At 47.7% G+C, this 11,772-nt stretch carries 5 protein-coding genes; all 5 read left to right on the top strand.

Annotated elements, in window-relative coordinates:
* The first annotated feature begins 166 nt into the window (after positions 1-166).
* Complete coding sequence (gene rpoB, locus V7D78_RS14275; protein ID WP_333609127.1) at positions 167-4,195, top strand: DNA-directed RNA polymerase subunit beta; 4,029 nt, start codon at positions 167-169, stop codon at positions 4,193-4,195.
* A 66-nt stretch (positions 4,196-4,261) separates the two neighbouring features.
* On the top strand, positions 4,262-8,443 hold the full coding sequence (gene rpoC / locus V7D78_RS14270; protein ID WP_333609126.1) for a DNA-directed RNA polymerase subunit beta': 4,182 nt from the start codon (positions 4,262-4,264) through the stop codon (positions 8,441-8,443).
* A gap of 149 nt (positions 8,444-8,592) precedes the next feature.
* Entirely contained in the window at positions 8,593-8,967 is a 375-nt protein-coding gene (gene rpsL / locus V7D78_RS14265; RefSeq protein WP_019677787.1) for a 30S ribosomal protein S12, read from the top strand.
* Positions 8,968-9,057: 90 nt separating this feature from the next.
* Positions 9,058-9,528: a 30S ribosomal protein S7 gene (gene rpsG, locus V7D78_RS14260; protein ID WP_333609125.1), complete on the top strand. Its 471-nt coding sequence runs from the start codon at positions 9,058-9,060 to the stop codon at positions 9,526-9,528.
* A gap of 27 nt (positions 9,529-9,555) precedes the next feature.
* Positions 9,556-11,658: an elongation factor G gene (gene fusA / locus V7D78_RS14255; RefSeq protein WP_333609124.1), complete on the top strand. Its 2,103-nt coding sequence runs from the start codon at positions 9,556-9,558 to the stop codon at positions 11,656-11,658.
* The last annotated feature ends 114 nt before the right edge of the window (positions 11,659-11,772 follow it).

Raw genomic sequence — 11,772 nt, 5'->3', positions numbered from 1 at the left:
CCAGGTTAGCTGCCTGAATTTCAGGCTGGGCTGGTGATGAATTAATCACCGGCCTTTTTGCGCTGTGGGACAATGATTTTCCCACCCCTGTTGGTACCCCGGTCGGTACCATAAAATGCCCCGTAATCGGGTAGCTGGGAAAAAAATCAGCAAGCTGAGGAACCCCATGACTTACTCTTATTCTGAGAAGAAACGTATCCGTAAGGACTTCGGCAAACGTCCGGAAGTATTGGATGTGCCATACCTGTTGTCGATTCAAATTGAATCTTTCAGCAAATTTATCGAGCCAGATCCGGAAGGAGAATACGGTTTAGAAGCCGCATTCCGCTCTGTATTCCCTATCAAAAGCTATTCAGGCAGCGCGGAATTGCAGTATGTCAGCTACCGCATTGGGGAACCTGTTTTTGATGTAAAAGAATGTCAGATCCGCGGTGTCACTTATTCTGCGCCACTGCGGGTAAAACTGCGCATGGTATTATTTGATAAAGAAGCCGCGCCAGGCACAATCAAAGATATCCGTGAGCAAGAAGTCTACATGGGTGAAATCCCGCTGATGACCGAAAACGGTACCTTTGTTATTAATGGTACTGAGCGGGTTATTGTTTCTCAGCTACACCGTAGCCCAGGTGTGTTTTTTGACCACGACCGTGGCAAAACTCACTCATCAGGCAAAGTATTATATAACGCGCGGGTTATTCCTTACCGTGGTTCATGGTTAGACTTTGAATTTGATGCCAAAGATAACCTCTTTGTGCGGATTGACCGTCGCCGTAAATTACCTGCGACCATCTTACTGCGTGCGCTGGAACTGAGCACCGAAGAGATCCTGGCCACTTTCTTTGAAAACACCAGATTTGAAATCAAAGATGGCAAGGTGTTGATGGAAGTCGTAGCCAGCCGCCTGCGTGGTGAGACTGCTGCTTTTGATATTAAAGATAACGATGGCGAAGTCATTGTTGAGCAAGGTCGTCGTATTACTGCCCGACACGTGCGTCAGCTGGAAAAAACCGGCTTAACCATGATGGAAGTGCCACATGAATATGTGGTAGGTCGTGTACTGGCTAAAAACTATGTTGATACGTCAACCGGTGAAGTAGTGGCTGAGGCCAATGCTGAGTTAACGTTGGAATTACTGGCTAAGTTAACTAAAGCCGGCTACGACAGCTTTGAAACACTGTATATCAACGATTTAGACCAAGGTTCTTATATCTCTGAGACCATTCGCATCGATCCGAGCAATAACCGTATTGAAGCTTTGGTTGAAATTTACCGTATGATGCGCCCTGGTGAACCACCAACGCGTGAAGCGGCTGACACCTTATTTGAAAACCTGTTCTTCTCTGAAGACCGCTATGATCTTTCTACCGTTGGCCGGATGAAGTTTAACCGTCGCGTTGGCTTTGAAGAAGGCATTGGCGCAGGTGTTCTAAGTAAAGAAGATATCCTGGCGGTAATGAAGGTATTAATCGACATTCGTAATGGTAACGGCGAAGTGGATGATATCGACCACTTAGGTAACCGTCGTATCCGTTCTGTTGGTGAAATGGCCGAAAACCAATTCCGTGTTGGTTTAGTCCGGGTTGAGCGTGCAGTTAAAGAGCGTTTATCGCTGGGCGACTTAGATGCGGTAATGCCACAAGACTTAATCAATGCCAAGCCAATTTCGGCGGCAGTGAAAGAGTTCTTCGGCTCCAGCCAGTTATCTCAGTTTATGGATCAAAATAACCCGCTATCAGAAGTGACACACAAGCGTCGTATTTCTGCTTTAGGCCCGGGCGGTTTGACTCGTGAACGCGCCGGCTTTGAAGTACGTGACGTGCATCCTACGCATTACGGTCGGGTTTGTCCGATTGAAACGCCTGAAGGTCCAAACATCGGCTTGATTAACTCACTGTCGATGTTTGCCCAGACCAACGAATATGGCTTTTTGGAAACACCGTATCGCCGTATTGAAAATGGCGTAGTGACCGATGAAGTCGATTTCTTGTCTGCGATTGAAGAAGGCAACTTTGTTATTGCTCAGGCTAACGCTGAACTGAACGACGAAAACCGTCTGTCAGAAGAGTTAGTCCCTTGCCGTCACAAAAACGAATTTACTCTGATGCCAGCTGATCAGGTGCAGTATATGGATGTTGCTCCGCAACAAATCGTATCTGTCGCTGCAGCGTTAATCCCGTTCCTGGAACACGATGATGCTAACCGCGCCCTGATGGGTTCGAACATGCAACGTCAGGCCGTGCCAACCCTGCGTGCTGATAAGCCGTTAGTAGGTACTGGTATTGAGCGGGTAGTGGCCAAAGACTCTGGTGTAACTGTAGTGGCCAAACGTGGTGGTACTGTTGATTATGTCGACGCCAGCCGTATAGTGATTAAAGTACACGAAGAAGAAATGGTAGCTGGTGAAGCCGGTATCGATATTTATAACCTGACCAAATACACTCGTTCTAACCAGAACACCTGTATTAACCAGCGTCCATGCGTGAACCACGGCGAACCTATCGAACGTGGTGATGTATTGGCGGATGGCCCGTCTACCGATTTAGGTGAACTGGCATTAGGTCAGAACCTGCGCGTGGCCTTTATGCCATGGAATGGTTACAACTTCGAAGACTCGATTTTATTATCTGAGCGTCTGGTGCAAGAAGATCGTTTAACCACGATCCACATTCAGGAATTAAGCTGTATCGCTCGCGATACTAAACTTGGCCCTGAAGAAATCACTGGCGACATCCCTAACGTGGGTGAGTCTGCACTGTCTAAGCTGGATGAAGCCGGTATCGTTTACATTGGTGCTGAAGTCAAAGGCGGCGACATTCTGGTGGGTAAGGTTACCCCTAAAGGTGAAAGCCAGTTAACGCCAGAAGAAAAACTGCTACGTGCTATCTTTGGTGAAAAAGCCTCTGATGTAAAAGACACCTCACTGCGGGTACCAAACTCAGTAACGGGTACCGTTATTGATGTACAGGTATTTACCCGTGATGGCGTTGAGAAAGACAAGCGCGCTCGTGAAATCGAAGAAATGGAAGTCAAACAGGCTAAGAAAGACCTGAATGAAGAATTCCGTATCCTTGAGGCCGGCATTTTTGACCGTGCCCGTAACCTGTTAGAGCAGAGCGGTTTAGACCGTGCCAAACTGGATACGTTGAAAGGCGATGCTTTGTTTAATCAGAGCTTAAGCGATGAAGACAAGCAAAATGATTTAGAGCAATTAGCGGCCCAGTACGAAGAAATTCGTGTTGATTACGATAAAAAGTTCGAATTAAAACGCCGTAAGATCACTCAGGGTGATGATTTAGCTCCGGGCGTACTTAAAATTGTTAAAGTGTATCTGGCAGTAAAACGTCGGATCCAGCCAGGTGATAAAATGGCCGGTCGTCACGGTAACAAGGGTGTTATTTCAACTATCGTTCCGGTTGAAGATATGCCGTACGACGAAAAAGGCCAGCCGGTGGATATCGTATTGAACCCGTTAGGTGTTCCGTCACGGATGAACATTGGTCAGATCTTAGAAACTCACCTGGGCTTAGCAGCTCGTGGTATCGGTGACAAGATTGATGGCATGATTAAAGAGCAGAAAGAAGTGGCTGAAATCCGCGACTTCCTGGTCAAGGTGTATGCCTTAGGTGAGTCACGCCAGAACGTCGATATTGCCAGCTTTACTGATGATGAAGTCCGTCGCCTGGCGCAAAACCTGCGTAAAGGCCTGCCCGTGGCAACACCGGTGTTTGACGGTGCTAAAGAATCAGAAATCAAAGAGTTATTAACTCTTGGCGATTTACCGACCAGCGGTCAGATCACCTTATATGATGGCCGTACCGGCAATACCTTCGAACGTAAGGTGACGGTAGGTTACATGTACATGCTGAAACTGAACCACTTAGTTGACGACAAGATGCATTCGCGTTCTACCGGTTCTTACAGCCTGGTTACTCAGCAGCCGCTGGGTGGTAAGGCACAGTTCGGTGGTCAGCGTTTCGGTGAGATGGAAGTGTGGGCGTTAGAAGCTTATGGTGCGGCTTATACCCTGCAGGAAATGCTTACTGTTAAGTCTGATGACGTCAACGGTCGTACCAAGATGTATAAAAACATCGTTGACGGCGACCACAGAATGGAACCTGGCATGCCAGAATCTTTCAACGTACTGATGAAAGAAATCCGTTCGCTCGGTATCAATATCGAATTGGAAGAGGAATAAACCGACAGTTAGTTGGCGGGGCAGTGCGCTGCCCCATTCCGGTTTACCTCTTACAGGAGAGCAAAGGTGAAAGACTTATTAAAGTTTCTGAAACAACAAACTAAAACTGAAGAGTTTGATGTTATTCGTATCGGTTTATCCTCACCGGATATGATCCGTTCATGGTCATTTGGTGAAGTGAAAAAGCCAGAGACGATCAACTACCGTACCTTTAAACCAGAGCGTGACGGTTTATTCTGTGCTCGTATCTTTGGCCCGGTAAAAGACTACGAGTGTTTGTGCGGTAAGTACAAGCGCTTAAAGCATCGTGGTGTGATTTGTGAAAAGTGTGGTGTTGAAGTCACGCTGACCAAAGTACGTCGTGAGCGCATGGGTCACATTGAGCTGGCTAGCCCAGTTGCCCATATCTGGTTCCTGAAGTCGCTGCCAAGTCGGATCGGTTTATTATTAGATATGACACTGCGTGATATTGAGCGCGTGTTGTATTTCGAAAGCTATGTGGTCACTGAACCAGGCATGACCTCGTTAGAGCGTCGCCAGATGTTAACTGAAGAAGAATATCTGGATGTACTGGAAGAGCATGGCGACGAATTTGAAGCCAAAATGGGTGCAGAAGCCATTTTGGATATCTTACGTAGCATTGATTTAGCAGTTGAAATCAAGCAAATGCGTGAAGAGTTGCCAACCATCAACTCTGAAACCAAGCGTAAGAAAATTAGCAAACGTTTAAAGTTGATGGAAGCGTTCCACACCTCAGGTAACAAGCCTGAGTGGATGATTATGACAGTGCTGCCAGTATTACCACCGGATTTACGTCCGTTAGTACCACTGGACGGCGGCCGTTTTGCGACCTCTGATCTGAACGATTTATACCGTCGGGTCATCAACCGTAACAACCGCTTAAAGCGACTGTTAGACCTGTCTGCGCCAGACATTATCGTGCGTAACGAAAAACGCATGCTGCAAGAAGCGGTAGATGCGTTGTTAGATAACGGTCGTCGCGGCCGCGCCATTACTGGCTCGAACAAGCGCCCACTGAAATCTCTTGCCGATATGATTAAAGGTAAGCAAGGTCGTTTCCGTCAGAACCTGTTAGGTAAGCGCGTAGATTATTCAGGCCGTTCGGTAATTACCGTAGGTCCTACTCTGCGTTTACATCAGTGCGGTCTGCCAAAGAAAATGGCTCTTGAGCTGTTCAAACCCTTCATTTACGGCAAGCTGGAAGCGCGTGGTTTAGCCACCACCATTAAAGCTGCCAAGAAGATGGTTGAGCGCGAAGAAGGCGCGGTATGGGACGTATTAGATGAAGTGATCCGCGAACACCCGGTATTACTGAACCGTGCCCCAACCTTGCACCGTTTAGGTATTCAGGCGTTTGAACCAGTACTGATTGAAGGTAAAGCGATCCAGTTGCACCCACTAGTGTGTGCGGCATACAACGCCGACTTCGACGGTGACCAGATGGCTGTACACGTGCCATTGACATTAGAAGCACAGCTCGAAGCCCGTGCGCTGATGATGTCAACCAACAACGTACTGTCACCTGCCAACGGTGAACCTATTATCGTTCCTTCTCAGGACGTGGTATTAGGCCTGTACTACATGACGCGTGAGGCGATAAATGCCAAAGGCGAAGGCATGATGTTCAAGAGTGCGAAAGAAGCTGAAAAAGCCTTCCGTGCTGACTGTGCCAGCCTGCATGCAAAAGTTAAAGTACGCATCACTGAAGTAGAATTTGCCGAAGATGGCAGCCGTACTGAAACTGTCGCTGTACGTGATACTACGGTAGGCCGTGCCATTTTATTCTCTATCCTGCCAGAAGGCTTAGCCTTTGATTCTGTAAATCAGGCAATGGGTAAGAAGCAAATTTCACGCTTATTAAATGGTGCTTATCGCCGTATTGGTCTGAAAAAGACCGTTATTCTGGCCGATCAGATTATGTATACCGGTTTCCACTACGCGATGCTGTCAGGTGTATCTGTAGGTATTGATGATATGGTTATCCCTAAAGAGAAAACCGAAATCATTGATGCGGCTGAAAACGAAGTAGCAGAAATTCAGGACCAGTTCCAACAAGGCCTGGTGACTGCCGGTGAAAAGTACAACAAAGTTATCGATATTTGGTCTACCGCTAATGAAACCTTATCGAAAGCGATGATGGACAACTTATCGAAAGAGTCAGTGGTTGACCGCGATGGTAATACCGTGCAGCAACAATCATTCAACTCTGTGTATATGATGGCTGACTCAGGCGCCCGGGGCTCACCGGCGCAAATCCGGCAGTTATCTGCGATGCGTGGTCTGATGGCTAAGCCAGATGGCTCCATCATCGAAACGCCTATTACGGCTAACTTCCGTGAAGGCTTAAGCGTATTGCAGTACTTTATCTCTACCCACGGTGCCCGTAAGGGTCTGGCCGATACCGCACTGAAAACGGCAAACTCAGGTTACCTGACACGTCGTCTGGTCGATGTTGCCCAGGATTTAGTGGTCACTGAAAGCGACTGTGGCTCTGATCAGGGCATCATCATGAAGCCGTTGATTGAAGGCGGTGACGTGGTTGAAGGTCTGCGCGAGCGGGTACTGGGCCGTGTTGTTATCGGTGATGTTGTTGCCCCGACTACGGGTGAAATATTGGTTGCTGATGGCACCATGCTGGATGAGCAACTGTGTGATTTGATTGAACAAAATTCAATTGACGAAGTACACGTACGTTCAGTTATTACCTGTCAGACGGACTTTGGTGTCTGTGCCAAGTGTTATGGCCGTGACTTAGCACGTGGTCACCTGATCAACGCCGGTGAAGCAGTAGGTGTTATTGCTGCCCAGTCTATCGGTGAACCAGGTACCCAGTTAACCATGCGTACCTTCCACATCGGTGGTGCGGCATCACGGGCGTCAGCAGAAAATAACGTACAGGTTAAAAATGCCGGTACCTTAAAATTGCACAATGCCAAGTTTGTTCGCAACGCTGATAACAAAATTGTCATTACGTCTCGCTCAGCCGAAGTGACCGTATTTGATGAATTAGGTCGTGAGAAAGAGCGCTATAAACTGCCATACGGCTCTATTTTGGCTACAGATGACAGCGCCAAAGTGGTCGCTGGGCAGATCGTCGCCAACTGGGATCCGCATTCACACCCTATTATCGTAGAGCGTGGTGCCAAGGTCAGCTTTAGTGATGTTGATGATACCAACACCGAAGTGCAGCAGGATGAACTGACCGGTTTAACCCGGACAGTGGTAAAAGATTTGGCTAAAGCAAACGCGAAAGAGCCAAAACTTATCCTGGCAACCGATGATGGTGGCTTGCAGGAAATTCGTCTGCCAAGCTTCACCACTATTGAAGTGGCTGATGGTGAAAATGTACCAACAGGTGGCGTATTAGCTCGTATCCCACAAGAAAGCTCGAAAACCCGCGATATTACCGGTGGTCTGCCACGGGTTGCTGACTTGTTTGAAGCGCGTAAGCCAAAAGATCCAGCTATCCTGGCTGAAATCTCAGGTGTGATCAGCTTCGGTAAAGAAACCAAAGGCAAACGCCGTTTGGTTATCACGCCAGAGCAAGGTGATGCGCACGAAGAGATGATCCCGAAATGGCGTCAGGTAAATGTGTTCGAAGGTGAGCGCATTGAAAAAGGCGAAGTGATCTCTGAAGGCCCTGAGTCAGCACACGATATCCTGCGTTTACGTGGTATTCACCACGTTGCCAGCTATATCGTCAACGAAGTTCAGGACGTTTACCGGTTACAAGGCGTAAAAATCAACGATAAGCACATTGAGACCATTATTCGTCAGATGCTGCGTAAGTGTTTAATCACCAGCCCGGGTGACAGTGAGTTCCTCGAAGGTGAAATGGCTGAAGTGGCCCGCGTCAATATCGCCAACCGCGATTTGGAAGCGGCCGGGAAAATGCCTGCGCAATACGAGCGTTCATTGTTAGGTATTACTAAGGCATCACTGTCGACCGATTCGTTTATTTCGGCGGCATCGTTCCAGGAAACAACCCGCGTTCTGACTGAAGCCGCCGTTGGTGGTAAGATAGATGAACTGCGTGGTTTGAAAGAAAACGTTATTGTTGGCCGCTTGATCCCGGCAGGTACTGGTTTTGCTTATCATCAAAACCGTGCCCGTTTGCGTCAACGTGCTGGCAGCAATGAAGTTGTTGAACCGTCCATGAGTGCAGAATCAGCAGAACAAGCGCTGACTGATGCACTTAACATGAATTTGTCGGGCAACAACGAGTAAAAACTGCAGGCAGCTTGCCGGTGCTTAAAAAGCCGGCAAACTGCATTGTAGCTTGACAGGTCAAACCTTGACCATTAGAATTCCGCGACCTCAATTTTGGGGTGCGGAATTTCCACGTTTATTGGGTATATATTAACCAGGAGTATTTAATGGCAACAATCAACCAGCTAGTGCGTAAGCCGCGCAGCCAGAAGGTAGCCAAGAGCACCGTTCCGGCGCTTGAAGCTTGCCCGCAGAAGCGTGGTGTTTGTACCCGTGTATACACCACTACACCTAAGAAGCCAAACTCAGCATTACGTAAGGTATGCCGTGTTCGTTTAACTAACGGATTCGAAGTTTCTTCTTATATCGGTGGTGAAGGCCATAACCTGCAAGAGCACAGTGTTGTGCTTATTCGCGGTGGCCGGGTAAAAGACCTTCCAGGTGTGCGTTACCACACCGTACGCGGCACCTTAGACTGTGCAGGCGTAAAAGATCGTAAACAAGCCCGTTCTAAGTACGGTGCAAAGCGGCCTAAGAAATAACGGTACTCCGTTAGTAAGGCCAAACTAAACAACTTTTTTTCTTTAATGTATTAAAAGTTTTGGAATCACCTGAAGCAATCGGAGTTACGAATGCCAAGAAGACGCGTCATAGGTCAACGTAAAATCCTTCCAGATCCTAAGTTCGGAAGTGAATTACTTGCCAAGTTTGTAAACGTCGTTATGGTCGACGGAAAAAAATCCACAGCCGAATCAATTGTATACGGCGCATTAGATATCGCAGCTACCAAGTCGAAGAAAGAGCATATCGATCTGTTCGAAGTGGCCTTAGATAACATTCGCCCAACTGTCGAAGTAAAATCACGCCGTGTAGGTGGTTCTACCTATCAGGTACCATGTGAAGTTCGTCAGGTTCGTCGTAATGCTCTGGCTATGCGTTGGTTGGTAGAAGCTGCCCGTAAACGTGGTGAAAAATCAATGGCTCAGCGTTTAGCTGGTGAAATGCTGGATGCCATCGAAAACAAAGGTTCTGCGGTTAAGAAGCGTGAAGACGTGCACCGTATGGCTGAAGCGAACAAAGCGTTCGCACACTTCCGCTGGTAAGCCGAGCTTAACGAAGAGGACACTATTGTGGCACGTACTACCCCAATAGATCGCTACCGTAACATAGGTATCTGTGCCCATGTTGACGCGGGTAAAACCACGACAACAGAGCGTGTACTATTTTACACCGGTCGTTCGCATAAGATTGGTGAAGTACATGATGGCGCTGCGACCATGGACTGGATGGAGCAGGAGCAGGAGCGTGGTATTACCATTACTTCTGCTGCTACCACGACGTTTTGGGCGGGCATGAACGCGCAATTTGATCAGCATCGAATCAATATTATTGATACGCCGGGCCATGTTGACTTCACCATTGAAGTTGAACGTTCGCTTAGGGTGTTAGATGGTGCTGTCGTGGTGTTGTGCGGCTCATCAGGCGTGCAGCCACAAACTGAAACAGTGTGGCGGCAGGCTAACAAGTACGAAGTTCCACGGCTGATTTTTGTTAACAAGATGGATCGGACTGGTGCTGACTTCCTGCGGGTGGTTAAGCAAGCCCGGACCCGACTGAATAGCACTATAGTGCCTATTCAGTTGCCTATTGGTGCAGAAGATCACTTTGCTGGTGTGGTTGATTTGATCAAAATGAAAGCCATCAACTGGAATATGGAAGATCAGGGTATGACCTTCAACTATGAAGCCATCCCGGATGACATGCTCGAGTTGTGCCAGGAATGGCGGCAGAATTTGATTGAAGCGGCTGCTGAAGCCAGCGAAGAACTGATGGAACGTTACCTTGAAGGTGATGAGTTCTCTGAGCAAGAGATTAAAGCTGCACTTCGCGCCTTAACTCTTCGTAACGAAGCAGTATTAGTATTGTGTGGCTCTGCCTTTAAAAATAAAGGCGTTCAGGCGATGTTGGATGCAGTTATTGAATATTTGCCCTCTCCGACTGAAGTAAAAGCCATTACCGGTATTTTAGAAGATGAAACTGAAGGCGAGCGTCATTCAGATGACGCTGAACCTTTTTCAGCATTGGCTTTTAAAATTGCCACCGATCCTTTTGTCGGTAGCTTAACGTTCTTTCGTGTTTACTCTGGTGTGGTTGAAGCCGGCTCAGCCGTCTACAACTCAGTTAAACAGAAGAAAGAGCGTATCGGTCGCATGGTACAAATGCATGCCAATACCCGTGAAGAAATTAAAGAAGTACGTGCCGGTGATATCGCTGCGGCGATCGGTTTAAAAGATACCACTACCGGAGACACATTGTGTGATGAGAATAATACTATTATTCTGGAGCGCATGGAGTTTCCTGAGCCGGTAATTTCTGTCGCGGTAGAGCCTAGAACTAAGGCTGATCAGGAAAAGATGGGTGTAGCCCTGGGTAAACTGGCGGCTGAAGATCCTTCTTTCCGGGTACATACTGACGAAGAAACCGGCCAGACCATTATTTCAGGTATGGGCGAATTACACTTAGATATTATCGTTGACCGGATGCGTCGCGAATTTAAGGTAGAGGCTAATGTGGGTAAACCGCAGGTGTCTTACCGTGAAACGCTGCGTCAGGCTACCGAAGTAGAAGGTAAGTTTGTCCGCCAGTCAGGTGGTCGCGGTCAGTTTGGTCATTGTTGGCTGAAACTCGAACCCCAGCCAGAAGGCGCCGGGTATGAATTCGTCAACGCAGTAGTGGGTGGTGTAATTCCAAAAGAATACATCCCGGCTATTGATAAAGGTATTCAAGAGCAGATGAAGAACGGCGTATTAGCGGGTTATCCGGTGATCGACGTTAAAGTCACTGTTTTTGACGGTTCATACCATGATGTTGACTCCAACGAAATGGCGTTTAAAGTCGCCGCTTCAATGGGCTTCAAAAAAGGTGCGCTACAAGCGAAGCCGGTTATCCTTGAACCTATTATGAAGGTTGAAGTGGTGACGCCTGAAGATTTCATGGGTGATATAGTAGGTGACTTAAACCGTCGCCGCGGTATTATCAATGGTATGGAAGATGCCCCTGGTGGTATCAAGATCGTGGATGCCAACGTTCCGTTATCAGAAATGTTTGGTTATGCAACCAACATGCGATCGCTGAGTCAGGGCCGTGCGTCCTACTCAATGGAGCCTCTGAATTATCAGGAAGCACCAAATAACGTAACTGAAGCGATTATCGCTGCACGTAAGTCACACTAATCAATTAGTATGGTCCGGTGATTGCGCCGGGCTGCAATTAAATATAGAAGGGTCTACACATGGCTAAGGCTAAATTTGAACGCGTAAAACCGCACGTAAACGTAGGTACAATCG

Origin of the sequence: Arsukibacterium sp. (assembly GCF_036735525.1) — a bacterium.
GTDB lineage: Bacteria > Pseudomonadota > Gammaproteobacteria > Enterobacterales > Alteromonadaceae > Alishewanella.
Note: the sequence above shows the minus strand (reverse complement) of the source record. Positions and strands in the feature narration are given on the sequence as shown.

Coding starts and splice junctions, on each gene's coding strand:
- rpsG (WP_333609125.1), top strand. CDS start 9,058: ATGCCAAGAAGACGCGTCATAGGTCAACGTAAAATCCTTCCAGATCCT.
- rpoB (WP_333609127.1), top strand. CDS start 167: ATGACTTACTCTTATTCTGAGAAGAAACGTATCCGTAAGGACTTCGGC.
- rpsL (WP_019677787.1), top strand. CDS start 8,593: ATGGCAACAATCAACCAGCTAGTGCGTAAGCCGCGCAGCCAGAAGGTA.